The following is an 18,705-nucleotide window of genomic DNA, read 5'->3' on the forward strand; positions in this document are numbered from 1 at the left end:
CCGACGCTGCAGGTCGCCAAGGAGCTTGAGAAGATCGCGCTGGAGGACGAGTATTTCGTCTCGAAGAAGCTTTATCCGAACGTCGACTTCTACTCGGGCATCATCCTGGAAGCCATGGGCTTCCCGACCTCGATGTTCACCCCGATCTTCGCGGTCTCCCGCACGGTGGGCTGGATCGCGCAGTGGAAGGAAATGATCGCCGATCAGCCGCTCAAGATCAGCCGGCCGCGCCAGCTCTATGCCGGGCCAGGGCGCAGGGACTACCTGCCGATCGACCGGCGCTGATCAAGGCCCAGCACGACCATAGCCCCAGGGCCATTCCTGGCCCTGGGAAGCGCCGGCGGTCATTCCGCCCTGGCATAGTCCATGGTCGAGGCGCCCTCGACATCGGCCGGGTCGATCTTGTTTTCTTCGAAACGGTTCAGGAACTCGGCCACGCGCGCAACCTGTTCGGGCGCGATCGCGGGCGTTTCGGGAAGGCTCTGGATCGCCGACGCCCAGATCTCGGCGAAAAGCTCGGCATCGACATCGGGGTAATAGGCGGTCCTGACCTTCTCGCGCGCCGCCTCGGCCCCGGCGGGATCGTGGAGGGTGCTCAGGGTCCTGGCGAAGGCGGCATAGACCTTTTCGACCGTTTCCCTGTTGCCCTGCATCCAGGATTCGCGGCCGTGGACGATGATATAGGGAAAGCCGTCCAGTTCCTTAATGTCGCCCTGCGCCAGGTCGAAGGCGATGACGGCGCCTGCCTCGCGCTTGGCAAGATGCGGGGTCGGTTCGGACAGGGTGAAGCCGTCGATGCGGCCCTCGGCCATGGCTGCGATGAAAACACCCATCTCGTTGCCCAGATGGATGATGGTCAGGTCGCGATCGGGATCCAGGCCCGCAAGCTCGGCAAGGAAGCGGATGATCTGGTCGCCGCCGCCCGGCCCGCTGGTGGCCAGCCGGGCGCCCCTAAGCGCGGCAAGCTTCGCCTCGACCGAACTGTCTTCGGTGATGTCATGCGAGGCGGCCCAGTCCTTCGACAAGGCCAGGCTGGAGCTGTACTGGTTCACCAGCGTCGCGAAGATTTGCAGATCCAGCCCTTCCTTGCGGGCGTAAAGGATGGTGCCGCTGGAGCCGACCGCCAGATCGGCCGAACCGCCCGCGACGGCGGCCATGGTCTTGGACCCGCTGCCGGCCCGGACCAGCTCGACATCGACGCCCGCCTCATCGAAGAAACCCAGGGCCTCGGTGGCGAAGAAGGGCATGAAGGCGAAGCTGCCGGTCGAGTAGGCGATGCGCACGTTGTCCTGGGCCTGCGCCATGCCGGCCGTGGCAAGAAACAGCGCCGCGGCAAAGGCCTTTCCGTGGAATCCCATGTCGTGATCCTCTCTGCTGTGCCGCACGGGCGCGCGGCATGTTCTGGTTGCGCCGGGGGCCGGCCAGCCTTCCGGCATGCAGGCCGCCCGCGTCATTCGTTGCGGGACGGGCAGGCTTCTCGCCCGGTGCCTCGGCAGGCAAGGGCCGATCCGCCGCCCTGCGAAAAACCTGCCGCAAGAACGATGCCAGTGGCCGGCCTGCCGGCCTTGGCACGATTCAGCCCCTGGCGAAATAGCCGGCCGCCAGCCCCGCGTCGATGGCCTCGGCGGTGATGCCCCAGTCGGCCAGAGCCTCGGCCGTGTGCTGCCCCGGCGCCACCGGCGGCAGGCGTAGCTCGGCCGGGGTTTCCGAGAGGCGCGGCGCCGGGGCCGGGTTCTCGACCCCGGCGCGGGTGACCAGCATGCCGCGCGCGACGTTGTGCGGATGCGACCCCGCCTCGGCCAGCTCCAGCACCGGCGAGACGCAGGCGTCGAGGGTCGCGAAGACGGCATCCCATTCGTCGCGGGTCTTTTCGGCGAAGCGCCGGGCGAACAACTCGCGCAGCGCCGGCCAGTTCGCCCGATCCCCGCGGTCGGGCAACGCAATCGCGTCGAATCCCAGCCCGGCGAGCAATTGCTTGTAGAACCGCGCTTCGATGGCGCCGACCGCCATGAACCTGTCGTCGCGGGTCCGGTAGGTCGTATAGAAGGGCGCGCCGCCGTCCAGGATGTTCTGCCCGCGCTCGGCGACATAGCCGCCGAATTGCCGCCGGCCATGCGAGACGGTCAGCAGGCTGGCGATGCCGTCGATCATCGCAGCATCGACCACCTGCCCGCGGCCGGCGCTGCGCACCGCATGCAGGGCGCAAAGCACGCCGAAGGCCAGGTAGAGCGCGCCGCCGCCCAGATCGCCGATCAGGTTCAGCGGCGGCACCGGCGTCGCGGGCGTGCCGATCATCGCCAGCGCCCCGGTCAGCGCCAGGTAGTTGATGTCGTGGCCCGCGGTCATGGCCAGCGGCCCCTCGCGCCCCCAGCCCGTGGCGCGCGCATAGACCAGCGCCGGATTGAGCGCCAGGCAGACCTCGGGGCCGATGCCCATGCGCTCGGCAACGCCGGGCCGGTAGCCCTCGACCAGCACGTCGGCCTCGGCGACCAGCCGCTTCAGCGCCGCCAGCCCCTCGGGATGCTTCAGGTCGATGCGCGCCGAGCGCTTGTTGCGGCCGCGCAGGTCGGCGGCCGGGACCATGGCGATGCCGTCGCCGGTGGGCGTGAGCCGGTCGATGCGCAGCACATCGGCACCCATGTCGCCCAGCAACATGCCGCAGAACGGCGTCGGCCCCATGCCGGCCAGTTCCAGAACCTTGACCCCCGAAAGTGCGCCCATATCCGCCTCGCAATTGCTTTCCTGCCCGAAGGCACCGCAAGAGCGATGCCAACGACGCGGAACGGGTGCTGACCCGCCGATTGGGCGCGGGATGGCACGGATCTTGCGGCGTCGAACGGATCGAAAAGGGCACTGCCGACGACCTCCGGCGCGAGATCCGCCGCGCCTGCCCGCAAACCGGCATGGCCGCCCGCCCACAGTCACCACGATGGAGCGCGAAGAATGAACGTATCGGCTACAGTCCCCGTGAACGACGGACACCGCAAGGCATTGGCCTGGATCGGCTCGGGTCCCGGGAAGCTGCTGATCGGCGGGCAATGGGTCGACGCCCGGTCGGGCAAGAGCTTCGAGACGGTCGATCCGGCCACCGAGGCCGTCCTGGCCCGCATCGCCGAGGGCGAGCAGGCCGATGTCGACGCCGCTGTCGCCGCAGCGCGCAAGGCGTTCGAGGCCCCGAGCTGGTCCGGCATCTCGCCCTATCTGCGGGCGCGCTACCTGCTGAACATCGCCGAAACCGTCGAGGCCAATGCCGACGAGCTGGCCGCGATCGAGACGCTGGACAACGGCATGCCGCTGGCGATGAGCCGGGCGCGGGTGGGTGGCGCGGCCGAGCTGTTCCGTTATTACGCAGGCTGGGTCACCAAGATCTTTGGCCGCACCGATCCCTGGGACAGTTCAGGCTTCCTCTATACCCTGCGCGAGCCCATGGGGGTCTGCGGCCAGATCAACGCCTGGAATGTGCCGCTGGCCACGGCGGCGATCAAGATGGCGACGGCGCTGGCCTGCGGCAATACGGTGGTGTTCAAGCCGGCCGAGCAGGCCTCGCTCTCGACCCTGCGGCTGGCCGCGCTGATCCAGGAGACCGACCTGCCCCCCGGCGTGGTCAACATCGTCACCGGCTTCGGCACTGCCGCGGGTGCGGCAATCGCCAACCATGCCGGCATCGACAAGGTGGCCTTCACCGGCTCGACCGCGGTGGGCAAGCAGATCCTGATGTCCTCGGTCGACAATCTCAAGCGGGTGACGCTGGAACTGGGCGGCAAATCCCCCAACATCATCTTTCCCGACGCCGACATGGACCAGGCGATCAAGGCGGCGGTGGGCAGCTTCTGCGGCAATTCCGGCCAGGTCTGCTCGGCCGGAACCCGGCTTTTCGTTCAGGAAAGCCTGTGCGACGAGGTGACAGAGCGGATCACCGGCATCGCCGCCGGCTACAAGGTCGGCTCGCCCTTCGAAGCCGGGATCGACATGGGGCCGCTGATCTCGGACAAGCAGATGGCGCGAGTGCTGTCCTATGTCGATGCCGGCAGGGACGAGGGCGCCCGGCTGGCGCTCGGCGGCGGCCGGGTCGGCAGCAGGGGCTATTTCGTGCAGCCCACCGTCTTCGGCGGGGTTTCGAACGACATGCGCATCGCCCGCGAGGAGATCTTCGGCCCGGTGCTGTCGATCATCCCGTTCAGGGACGAGGACGACGCCATCTTCCAGGGCAACGACACGACCTACGGCCTGGCCGCCGGGATCTGGACGCGCGACCTGTCGCGGGCGCACCGGGTGGCGCGGGCGCTGAAGGCCGGGCGGATCTGGGTCAACACCTACGGCCCATCGGGCGCGATCATGACCTTCGGCGGCTACAAGCAGTCCGGCTATGGCCGCGAGCAGGGCGCCGAGTCGATCGAAGCCTATACCCAGACCAAATCTGTGCTGGTCAAGCTTTGAAAATTCACGAAGGGAGGAGAACGGAATGACGCAACAAGAGCAGCGCACATGGCTGATCACCGGCGCAGACAAGGGACTGGGCCTGTCCACGGCAAGGACGGCGCTGGAACAGGGTGACCGCGTGGCGGTCACGGTGCTGGCAGCGGACGGCCAGCATCCGCTGGCGGCGGACTATCCCGACCGCTTCCTGGCCTTCCATCTCGACGCCCGCTCGCAGGAGGGCATCGCCGAGGTGATCGCACAGGTCGAACGGGCCTTCGGCGGCATCGACGTGCTGGTGAACAATGCCGGCTACGGGGTGATGAGCGTGGCCGAGGAAACCCCGCCGGACCGCTATCGCCCGATGTTCGAAGTGAATTTCTTCAGCCTGACCGAGATGTGCCGCGCCGTGCTGCCCGGCATGCGCAAGCGGCGCAAGGGACATATCATCAACCTGTCCTCGGTGGCGGGCTTTGCCGGTTCGGACGGGTTCGCCTATTACAGCGCGGCGAAATTCGCCGTCGAGGGCTATTCCGAGGCGCTGGCCAAGGAGGTCGGCCCGCTGGGCATCCGTGTCACCATCATCGAGCCCGGCGCGTTCCGCAGTGATTTCGCCGGCCCGTCGCTGGCCAGCGAGCTTTGCGCGATCGAGGATTATCGCGCCACCATCGGCAAGCGCATCCAAGGCTACGTGACCGAGCGCCACGGCAACCAGCCGAACGATCCGGCGCGCTTCGGCCCGGCGATCTGGCGCATCTCGACCGAGGCGGAGCCGCCGATCCGCCTGCAACTGGGCGCGGACTGCGCCGCGATCGTGCGCCGCAAGGTCGCCCAGGTGCTGGCCGACCAGGACCGCTGGCAGGAGGTCACGCGCTCGACCGCCTTCGAGCCCGAGCGGGCCTGAGCCCCGGCCGGGTGCCGCGACCGCCGCGGCACCCCTTCTGCATCATCGGAGCAAGCCATGAACACCGCATCCCCCCGCCGCCAGGTCTTCGGCCTGCTGTTCCCGCCCGACGAGGCCTATCTTGCCCGCGCCGCCCCCGAGGTGGCGCTGGAGCCCGACCTGCCGATCATCGACGGCCATATGCATCTGTGGGACCGCGAGGATGCCTCGCGCTATCTGGTCGAGGATTTCGCCCGCGACGCCGCCGAATCCGGCCACGATGTCGAGGCCACCGTCTTCGTCGAATGCCACGCGATGTATCGAGCCGACGGGCCCGAGCACCTGAAATGCGTCGGAGAGACGGAATTCGCCGCCGGTATGGCGGCAATCGGCGCCTCGCAGCGATACACCAGAACCCGCGTCGCCCAGGCCATCGTCGCCCATGTCGACCTGCGGCAGGGCGACCGGGCCCGCGAGACCATCGAGGCGCATCTTGCCGCCGCCAATGGCCGGTTGCGCGGCACCCGCCAGATCGCCAAGTGGAATGCCGATCCGGTGATCCGGGGCCAGGTGTTCTCGGACGATCCCGAGCTGCTGCGCAGCGAAGCCTTCGGCCGCGGCATCGACATGCTGACCTCATACGGGCTGTCCTTCGACGCCAGCGTCTACCATCCGCAGATCCCAGAGGTCACCGCGCTGGCGCGGGCGCATCCCGACGCCAATATCGTCCTGATCCATACCGGCAGCCCGGTGGGGCATGGTTCCTATGCCGGCAAGGAGGCCGAGAACCACGCGGCCTGGAATGCGGCGATGCGTGAGCTGGCCGCCTGCCCGAACGTCTCGGTCAAGCTGGGCGGGGTGCTGATGCATCTGGGCAATTTCGATTTCACCCGGGCCGAGGCGCCGCCGACCTCGGAGCAGTTGGCCGAGTTGTGGCGGCCCTATGTCGAGCCCTGCATCGAACTGTTCGGGGCCGGGCGCTGCATGGTCTCGTCGAACTTCCCGGTGGACAAGGCCGGGTTCGGCTACGGCACGGTCTGGAACATGTTCAAGCGCATCACCGCCGACTGCTCGGCCGACGAGAAGCGGCTGATCTTCAGCGATACCGCCCGGCGGGTCTATCGGCTCTGACGCCAGGGCAGGGGCAGGCATTTTCTTCATCGGCCCCGCGCGTGGCACGGCTCTTGCGGAGTATCGGACCAGCGCAGGCCACGTGCCGCTTCTTCCTGAGGAAGAAAAGCCCGGCAAGCGCATGAAACCCGGCGCGGCCCATCGGCGCAGCGGCGGGTCGCAACAAGGGGAGGAGTCACATGACCAGCAATCTTAAGGCGATCTGCGCCGCGGCCCTGGCGGTTGCCGCCATGGCGCCGGCGGCACAGGCCGAAACCACGATCAAGCTGGGCGCGAGCGTGCCGCTGACCGGCGCCGGCGCCACCTGGGGCCAGGCGTCCGAATGGGCCTGCAAGCGCGCGGCCAAGGAGATCAACGAGGCCGGCGGCGTGAAGATGGGCGAGGAGACCGCCAAATTCGAATGCGTCGCCTATGACAACAAATACACCGCCGCCGACGGCTCGAAAGTGGCGCAGACCCTGATCAACCGCGACAGGGTGAGCTATGCCCTCGTGATTGGCACCGGCCCGGCCCAGGCCTTGCAATCGCTGTCGGAACGCGCGGGCGTGCCGATCTTCACCGCATCCTGGGCGGCGTCGATCAAGGGCGAGAAGACCCCGCTGTCCTTCACGCTGATCAACACGCCGCTGGAGGTCATGCCGCCGATGGTGGATTACGTCACGAAAACCCATCCCGAGGCCAAGACCGTCTCGCTGCTGTTCGCCAATGACGCCACCGGCAACGAGACCGAGCCGGTGTCGCTGGATGCGTGGAAATCCGCAGGCGTGGAAGTCTTGCACAGCGACCGGTATGAGCGCGGCACCACCGATTTCCAGCCGATCGCCCTGCGCCTCGCCTCGGGCGATCCCGACATCATCGATCTGGGCTCCACCCCGCCGGCGGATGCGGGCCTGATCTTCAAGGAACTGGCCAACCTGGGCTGGACCGGCATCAAGACGCTTCCGGCGGCGGCGGCGGCGGACGGGCTGAAGGCGACGGGCGGCGCTGCGGTCGAAGGCGTCTACATGGCGCTGTCGATTCCGCTGCAAGGCGAGGATGTCCCCGAAAAGCTGGCCAAGCTGAACGAGGATCACCTGCGGGATCTGGGCGAGGCCGCGTCCTCCACCACCCTGGGCGTCTATGACACGGTCTATGCGATCAAGGCCGGCATCGAGCAGGTCGGCGCCAACGATCCGAAACAGGTCGCCGAGGTGCTGGGCAGCCTGGAGTTCGATTCTATCTATGGCGGCAAGGCCCATTTCGGCGGGGCCGAGATCTACGGGGTGCCGCGCCAGATCCAGGTCCCCGTATTCGTTACCCAGGTCGTCGACGACAAACTGGAAACCCGCCTGCGCGTCGATCCGCCGGCGAAATGACCGCTGGCAGGTAGGAGAAAGACCGTGCAGACCGTTCTTCAACTGGGCTTTACGACGCTGCAACTCGCAGCCGTCTACGTCCTGTTTTCCCTGGGGCTGACGCTGATCTTCGGGGTCATGCGCATCGTCAACTTCGCGCATGGGCACAGCTTCACGTTGGCGGCGATGACGGTGGCCCTGCTCGCCCCTTGGTTCATCGATAGCGGGCTGCCGGTCTCGACCGCCTACCTGCTCGCCTCGGGCGTCGGCATCCTGGCCGCGCTGGCGCTCGGCCTGGTGATCTTCCGCTTCGGGCTGCGCTATTTCCAGCGCGACTTCCACGGCGCCTTCATCCTGACGCTGGGGATCGCGCTGCTGCTGGACGGCGCTATCCTGTCGGCGTTCGGCGGCACCGTCCGGCCGGTGCCCGAGATCTTCGAGGGCACGGCGACGGTGCTGGGCGTCCGCATCTCGACCGAGCGGCTGGTGCTCGGCCTTGCGGCGGTGATCATTTCGGCGGCGCTCTACTTCGCCCTTGCCAGCAGCAAGCTGGGCCGTGCCCTGCGGGCGGTGGCCGCCGACCACGAGGCGGCGATGCTGCAAGGCATCCCCTACAACCGGCTGGCGCTGATCGGCTTCCTGATTGCGACGGCCCTGGCCGCCATCGCCGGCGTCCTGACGGCGCCCATCGCCTCGGTCTCGCCGGTGCTGGGCACCGACTACCTGCTCAAGGGCTTCATCGCCGTCATCATCGGCGGGCTCGGCAGCGTGCCGGGCGCCATCGTCGGCGGGCTGTTCATCTCGGCCGTCGAGACGGTCGGCGGCTTTTACTACGGCGCCTCGTCCGCGACCATCCTCAGCTTCGTGCTGGTGATCGTCGTGCTTCTGGCCAGACCGCGGGGGTTGTTCGGCAATGGATAAGCGCAGTCTGACCACCTGGGCCGTCCTCGGCACCGCCGCGCTGGCGTTGGGTCTGGTCGTCAAGGACCCCTATTTCGCCAGCGTGATGAACCTGGTCGCGGTCTCGGTGCTGATCGCCGCCAGCCTGCGCTTCGTGATGCTGGTGGGCGAGGTCAGCTTCGCCACCGCCGCCTTCGTCGGCTATGGCGCCTATGGGGCAGGCGTGGCGACGACCATCTTCGACTGGCCCTTCGCCATCGCCATGCTGTTCGGGCCGCTGATCGCCGTCGTCGTCAGCTTCGCTTTCGGCGCCGTCACCCTGCGCAGCAAGGGCCCCTATTTCATGCTGATCGGCGTCGCCTTCACCGAGGCGGTGCGCATCCTCTATTCCCGCTTCGAGATCCTCGGCAGCACCTCGGGCATGATCGGGATCTTTCCGCCGATGGCGCTGGAGCCCTATTGGCCGCTTTTCGTGATCGGCGTGGTGCTGGTGCTGCTGTTCGTGCTGTATTGGCTGGAGAAATCCGATTTCGGCAAGCTGCTGCTGGCGATCCAGGACAACGAGAACGTGGTCCGCACCGTCGGCATCAACACCCTGTTCTGCAAGATCGGCTGCTTTGCCATCTCGGCCTTCTGCGCCGGGGTCGCCGGCTCGCTGCATGCCTTCGTCAACAACGTCATCTCTCCGGCGGATTTCGGCTTCCATCTCGCGGCCTTCGCGCTGGCCTATATCATGGTCGGGGGCGAGCATTCCTTCCTCGGCTCGGTCTGCGGCGCGATCTTCCTGGTGCTGATCGGCAGCTTTGCCCTGGGCCTGGGCGAGGCCGAGGTGATCTTCTACGGCGGCGCCATCGTCATCTCGCTGCTCTTGATGCCGCGCGGCCTGGCCGGCCTGTTCGAGCGGGGCAAGCGACCCGGTCCGGGCAACCGCCTGCCGGCCATTCTGCGAGGCACCGGGAAGGGGGCACAGTCATGAGCAACCAGACCGACACGCTGTTGAGCGCCAAGGGGCTGACCAAGCATTTCGGCGGCCTGGTCGCGGTGTCGAATTTCGACATCGAGATCGGGCGCGGCCAGATCGTCGGCCTGATCGGTCCGAACGGCGCCGGCAAGAGCACCACCTTCAACCTGCTCAGCGGCTTCTACAAGCCGACCTCGGGCGAACTCTACTTCGAGGGACGGAACTGCACCGGCGCCTCGATGATGACGATCAGCCGGCTGGGGCTGGTGCGGACCTTCCAGCATGGCAGCCTGTGCCGGTCGCTGTCGGTGGCCGACAACATCCTGATCGGCACCATGCACGCCCTGGCCGGCCTGCATCGCCGGGAACGCGCCAGAAGCGTCGCCGAGATCGCCGGGATCCTGGGCCTGACGCCCTATCTGGGCGCCACCGCCGGAACCTTGCCGCATGGCATCCAGCGGCTGGTCAGCATCGCCATCGCCTTTGCCGCGAAGCCGAAGCTGCTGTGCCTGGACGAGCCGCTGACCGGCCTGAACCAGACCGAAGTCACCTCGACGCTGGAGGTGTTCGACCTGCTGCGCCGCGAGCATGGCTGCACCATCCTGCTGGTCGAGCACAACATGAAGGCGGTGATGTCGGCCTGCGACAAGATCGTCGTCCTGCATCACGGCCAGCACCTCGCCACCGGCACCCCGGCCGAGATCCAGCGCAACGAGGCCGTGATCGAGGCCTATCTGGGCAAGAGACATGAACACTGAAACCCCATCCCTGCTGGTCGAGGGGCTGTCGGCCTCCTACGGCAGCGTTCCCGCCATCGAGGACGTCTCGCTGCGCATCGACCCCGGCAGCATCGTCACGCTACTGGGGGTCAACGGCGCCGGAAAATCCACCGCTATCAAGGCGATCTGCGGATTGCTCCGGGCAAGGACCGGCACGGTGCGGCTGTTCGGCCAGGACGTGACCGGCCTCAGCCCCGACCGGATGCTGCGCAAGGGCCTCGCGGTCGTGCCCGAGGGACGCCGGCTGTTCGGCGCCATGACCTTCCGCGAAAACCTGGAGCTTGGCGCCTATTCCCGCTCCGACGCCGCGGCGGTGCGGCGCGACATGGAACGGGTGCTGGGACTGTTCCCGGAACTGCGCGACCGGCTGTCCACGGTCGTGGGCACCTTCAGCGGCGGCCAGCAGCAGATGGTCGCCGTCGCCCGCGCCTTGATGAGCGCACCGCGCATCCTGATGCTGGACGAGCCGACCATCGGCTTGGCCCCGGTGGTGGTCGACCGCATCATGGACCTGATCCGGGAAATCGCCGCCAGCGGCATTGACATCCTGCTGATCGAGCAGAATGCGGAAGTCGCCCTCGGCGTGGCCGACCGGGCCTATATCCTCGAGGCCGGTCGGGTGATCGCCGAGGATTCGGCCGCCGTGCTGGCGCAAAGCGAGTTCGTAAAAAAGGCTTACATGGGCATCTAAGCCCCGGCAGGCGGGTCGGGGCGGACTGGCCGGTCCCTCCGGTGGCCCTCTCCCGGCCGCCGCCCCCAGCCGCCGATTTTGCCTCGGAATGCCGCGGCCGGGAATATATCAGGCATAGACCGTGCCACTGGCACATATCTTGCGGTGAACCGGGCGAACGGGCAGCCCGACATGAATTGCCATCCGCAGCCGGCCCGACCGCAAGATGCAGGAAGAAAGGATTTTCCGCCATGACCGACCAGCCCGATCTCAGCCAGCATTTCGCCGACCTGACCGTGGACACGCGCTATGAGGCGATCTCCGAGGATGCGCGTGAACGCGCCAAGCAGAGCATCCTGGATACGCTGGGCGTGATCATCGCCGCCAGTTCGCTGTCGCCGAACGTCAAGCCGGTCATCGACATGTGCCTGGAGATGGGCGGCAAGGAAGAGGCCTCGATCCTCGGCTTTCCGGGCGGCAGGATCCCGGCGCTGAACGCCGCCTTCGCCAATGGCGCCATGGCGCACTGCCTCGATTTCGACGACCACGCCCCCGAGGGGCACCATCCCAGCAGTTCCATCGTGCCGGTGGTGTTTGCCATGGCCGAGCGCGCGGGCAATGTCTCGGGCAAGGAATTGATCGCCGCCACCGCCATCGGCCAGGACATCTTCCTGCGCCTGCGCCGCAACGTGGAATGGAAGCAGGACTGGCACCTGACCACCATCGTTGGCGGCTTTGCCGCCGCCGCCGCCGGCGCGCGGGTGATGGGGCTGAACCACAAGCAGGTGGTCAGCGCGCTGGGGATCGCCGGCACCCAGGCCTCGGGCACGATGGAACTGGCCTATGGCACCGGCAGCGACCTGCGCGGCATGTATGCCGGGCTGATCGCGAAACAGGCCGCGCTGTCGGCGCTGATGGCCGAGCGCGGGGTGATGGGCCCCTCCAGCATCTTCGAGGGCAAGGCCGGCTTCTTTGCCACCTACCTGGGCAATACCTACAACCGCGAAGGCATCCTGAAGGACATCGGCAAGGTGTTCACCGGCCGCGACCTGCTTTACAAGGCATGGCCGTCCTGCGGGCTGTCGCATTCCTACATCCACGCCACCGCCAGCCTGATGGCCGAGCAGAACCTGGCGCCCGAGGACGTCAAGGAGATCCGCGTCTATGTCGGCGATTTCCAGGAGCGGCTGTGCATCCCGCTGGAAACCCGCCGCGCGCCCAAGGTCGCGGTCGATGCCAAGTTCAGCATTCCCTATTGCGTCGGCGTCGCCGCCGTGCACCGCAACGTGCGGCTGGCGGATTTCACCGACGCGGGGCTGAAGGATCCGCGCGTTCTGGCCGCGGCGGCCAAGGTGGTGCCGGTGGCGGACCAGGGGCAGAACTGGGGCATGCGCATCCCCTCGGCCCGCATCGAGGTGGTGACCAATGACGGCCGCACCATCGAGCGCATCGGCGACAACGTGCCCGGCGAGCAGGAAAACCCGATGGACTGGAACTACCTGATCGCCAAGTTCCGCGAAGCGGCCTCGTTCTCGGCCAAGCCGCTGTCCGAGGCGGCGGTGGACCGGGCGCAGGCGCTGGTGCTGGGTCTGGAAGATCTGGACGACGCGGCCGTCGTCATGCGCGCGCTGACCTGAGGGGGCGGCAGATGGACCAGACCACCCGCCAGCTGGCCGAGACCGTCTCGGCGCTCGATCTCGCCGCGCTGCCGGCCGTCGCCATGCACGAGGCCAAGCGGCGGGTCCTGGACAGCATCGCCTGCGCGGTGGGCGCCTTCGACGATCCGTTCTGCGGCAGGATCCGGGACGTGGCGGGCCGCTATGGCGGCGCCTCCACGGCGCGGATCTGGTTCACCGGCCGGCCCAGTTCGGTCGAGATGGCGGGCTTCGCCAACGGCACCATGGTGCGCTATCTCGACCTCAGCGACACGGCGCTCAGCAAGGCGGCGGGCCATCCCAGCGACATGATCCCGGCGCTGGTCGCCCTGGCCGAAAGCCGGAACGCCAGCGGCGCGGCGCTGCTGGCCGGGATCGTCGCGGCCTATGAGCTTTATGTCGGGCTGTGCGATGCCGTGGCCTTCCAGAAGGCGGCGGTGGACCAGTCCACGGCCGCCGCCCTGGGCACGGCGGGCGGGGCGGCGCGCATCCTCGGGCTGGACCCCGACCAGACAGGGAATGCGCTGGCGCTGGCGCTGGGGGCGAATGTCAACCTCTACAACGTCCGCACCGGCGCGCTGTCGGACTGGAAGGCCTGCGCTGGCCCCAATGCGGCGCGCCAGGGCGTCTTTGCCGCGCTGCTGGCCGCCGAGGGCATCACCGGCCCGACCGCGATCTTCGAAGGCACGGCCGGTTTCCGCGACCTGGTGGGGCCGATGGAGCTGGCGCTGGACCCGGCGCGGGCGCCGAAGATCGTCGCCACCCATCTGAAAGCCTATCCGGTCTGTTATCATGGCCAGTCGGCGGTGGATGCGGCGACGCGGCTGGCAGGCTTCGCCCGGCCCGAGGAGATCGCCTCGGTGCTGGTCGAGACCTACGAGGTGGCGCAACGCGCCATGGGCAGCGATCCCAGCCGCTGGGCGCCCGAGAACCGCGAGACCGCCGATCACAGCCTGCCCTATACGGTGGCGGTGACGCTGGGCTCGGGCCGGTTGACCTCGGCCGATTACGGCCGCGAGCGGCTGGCCGATCCGGCGCTGCGGGACTTCATGTCGCGGATCGAAGTGCGCAAGTCGGACGCATTCACCGCCGCCTATCCGGGCGAGGCGCGCTCGCGCATCACCGTCACCACCCAGGACGGCCGCAGCAGCACGGCCGAGACCATCCAGCCCAAGGGGCACGCACAGAACCCGCTCTCCGACGCGGAACTGATGCAGAAACTCGACAGTCTCTGGCCGGCCGATCTCCCCGCCGCCCGCAAGGGCGTCATCGCCGGCCATGTCTGGGGGTTGGACCAGGCGCCCGATGTGGCGGCGCTGGTGGACAGTCTCTGCGGGCTTGCCGATTGACGGCCCGCCGCCCGCATCGGCCCTTAGTCGATGCGGGCCCAGACCTTCGGCGCCTGTTCGGCCACCCGCCCCTCTTGGATCAGCTTGCCCAGATGCGACACGAGGTTGTGGCCCGCCGCCTCGATGGTCATGGGATGGGTCTGATGCGGATAGATGCGCCGCACCAGGTCGTCCAGGCTTTTCGGCCCCGTTTCCAGCGCCTGCAGGACGGCGTTTTCGCGACGCAGGCGCAGGTCCAGCAGCGCGCGGTAGAAGTCCTGCGGGTTTTGCATCATCGGCCCATGCGCCGGCAGCAGCAGCGGGTCGTCGCGGGCGATCAGCAGCTCCAGGCTGCGCATGTATTGCAGCATGTCGCCATGCCGGGGCGAGACGATGGTGCTGGACCAGGTCAGCACATGGTCGCCGCTGAACAGCAGCCCATCCCCCTCGCGCAGGAAGCAGAAATGGTCCAGCGTATGGCCCGGCGTGGCCAGCGCGCGCAGCAGCCCGATCCGCGCCCCGTCCGCCAGCACGGCATCGACCGCCGCCGCGCCCAGCATGGGGGCGATGTCCGCGCCATGGACACGGGCTCCTGTCCGCGCCCGCAACATGTCCACGGCGCCGACATGATCGTGATGGCCGTGGCTGACCAGGATGTCGCTGATGCGCCCACCGGCTGCGACGAGGATCGCCTCGACATGATCCTCGCGGTTCGGGCCGGGATCGATCACGATGATGCCGTCATCGCCCTCGACCAGATAGGTATTGGTGCCGTGATAGGTCATCACCCCCGGATTCTGCGCCACGATCCGGCGCACGCCGGGCAGCATCTCGCGGGCGGCGCCGTAATCCGGCTCCTCCTCGGTCAGAAAGGGGATCGAGCGGCTTTTCCTGGCGACATGCTTCACTGGGTCGGTTCTCCTTCGGGACGGAGGGAGCCACTCCGCAAGGGCAAGGTCAATCGCGGACGGAGAGGACGATCTTGCCGCGCACCCGTCCGGCGCGCAGATCGGCCAGCGCCTCGGCGAAACGGTCCAGCGGCAGCCGTTGCGAGATCTCCGGGCGCAGCCTGCCCTCGGACCACAGCCGGAACAGCTCGGCCTGGACCTGCCGGACGCGTTCGGGCTGGCGCGCGCGATAGTCGGTCCATTGGAAGCCGCTGACCGACAGGCCCTTGACCAGCAGGTAGTTGCCCTTGAACACCGGGACCCGCCCCGAGGCGAAGCCGACCACCACCAGCCGCCCGCGCCAGGCCATTGCCCGCAGCGCCGCCTCGCCGATCGGGCCGCCCACCGGGTCGATCACCACATCCGCGCCCCGGCCGCCGGTGACGGCCATGACCGCATCGCGCAGGCTGTCGCGCAGGTCGGGCGCGGCGGCATCGACGACATGGTCGGCACCGGAGGCGCGCGCGGCCTCGGCCCCCTCGGCGCCGCGCGTGGCGGCGATCACGCTGCCGGCGCCCAGCGCCTTGGCCAGCTGCACCGCCGCCATGCCGACGCCGCCCTTGGCACCCAGCACCAGCACCGTCTCGCCTGCGCGGAAGCGGCCCTGCTCGACCAGCGCGAAATGCGCGGTCTGATAGGCAAGGCCCAAGACAGCCGCGACATCGAAGGGCACATCGTCGGGGACCGGAAAGCAGAACCCTGCGGGGGCGGCGACCTTTTCGGCATGGGTGCCGGAATCGGGCAGCACCAGCACGCGCTGGCCCGGCTGCCATTCCGTCACCCCCGCGCCGACCTGCGAAACAACCCCCGCCCCGCCCATGCCGGGGGCGAAGGGCAGCGCGGGCTTCTTCTGGTAATTGCCCTCGACCAGCAGCAGGTCGGGGAAGTTCACCTCGCTGGCGGCGATATCGACCACCACCTCGCCCGAACCCGCCACGGGTTCAGCAAGCTCACCCGGCCGCGCCTGATCGAACGGGCCGAATTCGCGGACGACGATGGCCCTCATCGGGCCGCCTCGCTGTCCTTGGCGACGACGGCAGCGCGGGCCGGGGCATAGGCCGGGTTGCCGGTCATGCGATAGATGGCGGCGGTCACGTCATGGTGCCGCGCCAGCCCGCCGCGCGTCACCCGCTCAACCGGCCCGTCGGGATAGCCGAGACCCATGGCGCAGGTGCGGTCGATATCGGCGGCCGAGGCCAGCCCTTCGTCCAGGAAACGCAGCGCGTCGTTGTATTTGGGGCGGACGAGCCGGTCGATGATGCGCCCCGGCTGGTCCTTGCACAGCACGGTGTCGAAGCCCGCCGCCTCGAACACGGCGCGCGCCGCCTCGATAGCCTTGGGATCGGTGTTGGGCTGGCGCACCAGCTCGATCAGGTTCGACGGCGCGTCATCGCCGTTGCGATAGCGGGCGAAACCCACGGCATTCGAGCCCTCGCGGCCCATGTCCTCGCCCGCATACAGGCCCAGGCATTCGGTGTCGAGTTCCACCAGCACCGCCGTCCTGGCCGGGTCCGGCGCATAGCCACCGCCCAGATGGACGACCACCTCGGCATCCTTGGCGCGGCCGTCGAGGAAGGCGTCGCCCGCCGGGAAGGATCGGCTCTCGCCCGCCGCGCGAATGCTATAGGCCGGGGCCGCGCTGGCCTTTTCGCGGCGCGCGCCGGTCAGGAAGCCCTGCCCCGACTTGTCGCCCAGCTTGCCCGCCGCCACCATGCGCCGCAACAGCGGCGGCACCGAGGCGCGCTTGTCTAGCGTGATCGGATAGAAGGCCTCGCCCAGCCGGATCTGGGTATCGAGCCCAATCAGGTCCAAAAGGGAACAGGGCCCCATCTTGTAGCCCAGCCCCACCTTGATCGCGGTGTCGATGTCCTCGGGCGTGGCCAGTCCGGCCTCGATGGCGCGGATCACGTCGTTGTTGAAGGGCACCAGCAGCGCGTTCAGTATGAAGCCCGGCTTGTCCTGGGTCTCGACGGGGATCTGTCCCGCGGCCTCGGTCCAGGCCCAGGCGGTGCGGAACGCCTCGTCCGAGGTGTTCAGCCCGCGCGACATCTCGATCAGCTTCATCAGCTGGGCGGGCAGACAGAAATGCATGCCGACCACCCGATCCTCGCGCCCGCAGCCGCCGGCGATCTGGGTGATCGACAGAGTCGAGGTGTTCGAGGCAAAGATGGTTTCCGGCTTGCAGATGCCGTTCAACTTGCCGAACAACTCCTGCTTGACCTCGAGATTCTCGAAGATCGCCTCGATCACCAGGTCGCAATCGGCCAGCGCGGCCAGATCGGTGGTGTCGACCAGCCGCGCCAGCGCGGCGTCGCATTCCTCGGCGGTCATCCGGCCGCGCTCGACCGATTTGCCGAAGAATTTCTCGGCCGCCTTGCGTTGCCGGGCCAGCGCCTCGGCCGACATGTCGAAACAGACGGTTTGGAAACCCGCCCGCGCCGAAACCAGCGCGATCCCCGCGCCCATGGTGCCGCCCGCGCCGCACACTGCCACTTTGCCGATAGTCATTTTCTGATGAAACTCCGTCCGATGAGTTGGCGGTGCACCTGGTTGGTGCCCTCCCAGATCTGGGTGATCTTGGCGTCGCGCATCAGTCGTTCGGCCCGATAGTCGCGGCAATAGCCGTAGCCGCCATGGAACTGCACGCATTCGGTGGCCATCTTCATGGCAAGGTCGGTGGCCCGCAGCTTGGCGACCGAGGCTTCCATGCCGAAATCGGTCTCGCCCCCATCGACCAGATCGGCGACATAGTCGATCCAGCGCTCGACCATCAGCAGCTCGCAGGCCAGGTCGGCCAGGGTGAACTGGTTGCCCTGGAAGTCCAGCACCTTCTTGCCGCCCTGCACCCGGTCGTTGCCGTAGTTCACCATGTCCTTGAACGCCGCCCGCGAGATGCCCCGCGCATGGGCCGCCACCGAGGGACGCGACTTGTTCAGCGAGGCGAGCAGGATGCGCAGCCCGTCGCCGGGATTGCCGATCAGGTTGGCGCGCGGGATCCGCACATTGTCCAAGGACAGCGCGCAGGTGGACGAGCCGTTATGGCCCATCTTGCGCTCCTTGCCGATCACGCTGAAGCCCGGCGCGCCCTTTTCCAGGATCAGCACCGAGATGGCCTTTTTCGGATCCTCGATTTCGGACCATTTGCCGAACAGCAGAATCAGGTCGGCCACGTCGCCGCTGGTGATGAAGATCTTCGAGCCCTTGATGATGATCTCGTCGCCATCGGGCGTGAACGAGGTCTTCATGCCTGTCGCGTCCGACCCCGCCGTCGGTTCGGTGATGCCCAGGGCGCCCAGGCCGCCTTCGGCGATGCGGGGCAGCAGGCGGGCGCGCTGTTCGTCATTGCCGAAGTCGATCAGCGGCTTCATGCCGTGATAGTTGGTGGCATAGATGATCCCGGTCGAGGCGCAGGCCTCCGAGATGATAGACACGATCTCCAGATACAGCTTGTAGGACATCGGCATGCCGCCGAAGGCCTCGGGCACGAAGACCGCGTTCAGCCCCAGCGCGTTCAGCGCCTCGACGTTCTTCCAGGGAAATTCGCCTGTCGCATCGACATGTTCGGCATGGGGGGCGATCACCTCGTCGGCGACGCGCTGCACCTGGGAAAGGATCTGACGTTCCTCGTCGTTCCAGCGCCGCTCGCGCGCGACCCGTTCCAGCAGTTTCATGGTCTCTCCTTCTGCGCCGCGGGCAACGGC

Annotated in this window: 17 protein-coding genes (1 of these 17 only partly in view); 11 read left to right on the forward strand and 6 right to left on the reverse strand. The window is 67.9% G+C overall.

Annotated elements, in window-relative coordinates; all coding sequences use genetic code 11:
* Window positions 1–285 carry the 3' portion of a citrate synthase gene (gene gltA / locus L632_RS0116850; RefSeq protein ID WP_028717174.1) on the forward strand. Its footprint begins 921 nt before the window's first position, so only the last 285 of its 1,206 coding nucleotides appear in the window; the start codon falls outside the window, past its left edge; its stop codon occupies window positions 283–285.
* Window positions 286–344: 59 nt separating this feature from the next.
* On the opposite strand, the gene L632_RS0116855 is transcribed toward gltA, so the two are convergent.
* Window positions 345–1,358: an ABC transporter substrate-binding protein gene (locus tag L632_RS0116855; protein WP_028717175.1), complete on the reverse strand. Its 1,014-nt coding sequence runs from the start codon at window positions 1,356–1,358 to the stop codon at window positions 345–347.
* Between the two features lie 217 nt (window positions 1,359–1,575).
* Window positions 1,576–2,721 (reverse strand): CaiB/BaiF CoA-transferase family protein, encoded by a 1,146-nt coding sequence (locus tag L632_RS22960; RefSeq protein ID WP_036698649.1) that lies wholly within the window; start codon window positions 2,719–2,721, stop codon window positions 1,576–1,578.
* Window positions 2,722–2,943: 222 nt separating this feature from the next.
* Between L632_RS22960 and L632_RS0116865 the strand changes: the two genes are divergently transcribed.
* The 10 genes from L632_RS0116865 to L632_RS0116910 all read left to right on the forward strand — a co-directional run bounded on the left by L632_RS0116865 (window position 2,944) and on the right by L632_RS0116910 (window position 14,078).
* Window positions 2,944–4,437 carry an aldehyde dehydrogenase family protein gene (locus L632_RS0116865; RefSeq protein WP_028717176.1) on the forward strand — a complete coding sequence of 498 codons (1,494 nt, stop codon included), beginning with the start codon at window positions 2,944–2,946 and terminating at the stop codon, window positions 4,435–4,437.
* Window positions 4,438–4,462: 25 nt separating this feature from the next.
* Window positions 4,463–5,320, forward strand: coding sequence for an oxidoreductase (locus L632_RS0116870; RefSeq protein WP_028717177.1), 858 nt, complete (start codon window positions 4,463–4,465; stop codon window positions 5,318–5,320).
* Between the two features lie 57 nt (window positions 5,321–5,377).
* Window positions 5,378–6,430, forward strand: a complete 1,053-nt coding sequence (locus L632_RS0116875) for an amidohydrolase (RefSeq protein WP_028717178.1) — start codon at window positions 5,378–5,380, stop codon at window positions 6,428–6,430.
* Between the two features lie 179 nt (window positions 6,431–6,609).
* Window positions 6,610–7,785 carry an ABC transporter substrate-binding protein gene (locus tag L632_RS22965; protein WP_036698652.1) on the forward strand — a complete coding sequence of 392 codons (1,176 nt, stop codon included), beginning with the start codon at window positions 6,610–6,612 and terminating at the stop codon, window positions 7,783–7,785.
* 24 nt (window positions 7,786–7,809) lie between these two features.
* Window positions 7,810–8,685, forward strand: a complete 876-nt coding sequence (locus tag L632_RS0116885) for a branched-chain amino acid ABC transporter permease (RefSeq protein WP_028717179.1) — start codon at window positions 7,810–7,812, stop codon at window positions 8,683–8,685.
* Window positions 8,678–9,640, forward strand: coding sequence for a branched-chain amino acid ABC transporter permease (locus tag L632_RS0116890; RefSeq protein ID WP_028717180.1), 963 nt, complete (start codon window positions 8,678–8,680; stop codon window positions 9,638–9,640). Before L632_RS0116885 ends, L632_RS0116890 begins: the two co-directional genes overlap by 8 nt.
* A complete protein-coding gene (locus tag L632_RS0116895) occupies window positions 9,637–10,383 on the forward strand; it encodes an ABC transporter ATP-binding protein (RefSeq protein WP_028717181.1) in 747 nt (248 codons plus the stop codon). Before L632_RS0116890 ends, L632_RS0116895 begins: the two co-directional genes overlap by 4 nt.
* A complete protein-coding gene (locus L632_RS0116900; RefSeq protein ID WP_028717182.1) occupies window positions 10,373–11,095 on the forward strand; it encodes an ABC transporter ATP-binding protein in 723 nt (240 codons plus the stop codon). The genes L632_RS0116895 and L632_RS0116900 overlap by 11 nt, the downstream gene beginning before the upstream one ends.
* 230 nt (window positions 11,096–11,325) lie before the next feature.
* Entirely contained in the window at window positions 11,326–12,711 is a 1,386-nt protein-coding gene (locus L632_RS0116905; RefSeq protein WP_028717183.1) for an MmgE/PrpD family protein, read from the forward strand.
* A gap of 11 nt (window positions 12,712–12,722) precedes the next feature.
* Complete coding sequence (locus tag L632_RS0116910; protein ID WP_028717184.1) at window positions 12,723–14,078, forward strand: MmgE/PrpD family protein; 1,356 nt, start codon at window positions 12,723–12,725, stop codon at window positions 14,076–14,078.
* 23 nt (window positions 14,079–14,101) lie between these two features.
* Here the strand turns inward: L632_RS0116910 and L632_RS0116915 are convergent, their stop codons facing one another.
* The 4 genes from L632_RS0116915 to L632_RS0116930 are packed head-to-tail and all read right to left on the reverse strand — an operon-like array spanning window position 14,102 to window position 18,675.
* Window positions 14,102–14,965 (reverse strand): MBL fold metallo-hydrolase, encoded by an 864-nt coding sequence (locus L632_RS0116915; RefSeq protein ID WP_051476474.1) that lies wholly within the window; start codon window positions 14,963–14,965, stop codon window positions 14,102–14,104.
* 49 nt (window positions 14,966–15,014) lie between these two features.
* Complete coding sequence (locus L632_RS0116920) at window positions 15,015–16,010, reverse strand: NADPH:quinone oxidoreductase family protein (protein ID WP_028717186.1); 996 nt, start codon at window positions 16,008–16,010, stop codon at window positions 15,015–15,017.
* Window positions 16,007–17,512, reverse strand: a complete 1,506-nt coding sequence (locus L632_RS24025) for a 3-hydroxyacyl-CoA dehydrogenase NAD-binding domain-containing protein (RefSeq protein ID WP_084648135.1) — start codon at window positions 17,510–17,512, stop codon at window positions 16,007–16,009. Before L632_RS24025 ends, L632_RS0116920 begins: the two co-directional genes overlap by 4 nt.
* Window positions 17,509–18,675 carry an acyl-CoA dehydrogenase family protein gene (locus tag L632_RS0116930; protein ID WP_028717187.1) on the reverse strand — a complete coding sequence of 389 codons (1,167 nt, stop codon included), beginning with the start codon at window positions 18,673–18,675 and terminating at the stop codon, window positions 17,509–17,511. The genes L632_RS24025 and L632_RS0116930 overlap by 4 nt, the downstream gene beginning before the upstream one ends.
* Window positions 18,676–18,705: the final 30 nt, after the last annotated feature.

It is taken from the genome of Paracoccus sp. J39 (genome assembly GCF_000518925.1).
GTDB lineage: Bacteria > Pseudomonadota > Alphaproteobacteria > Rhodobacterales > Rhodobacteraceae > Paracoccus.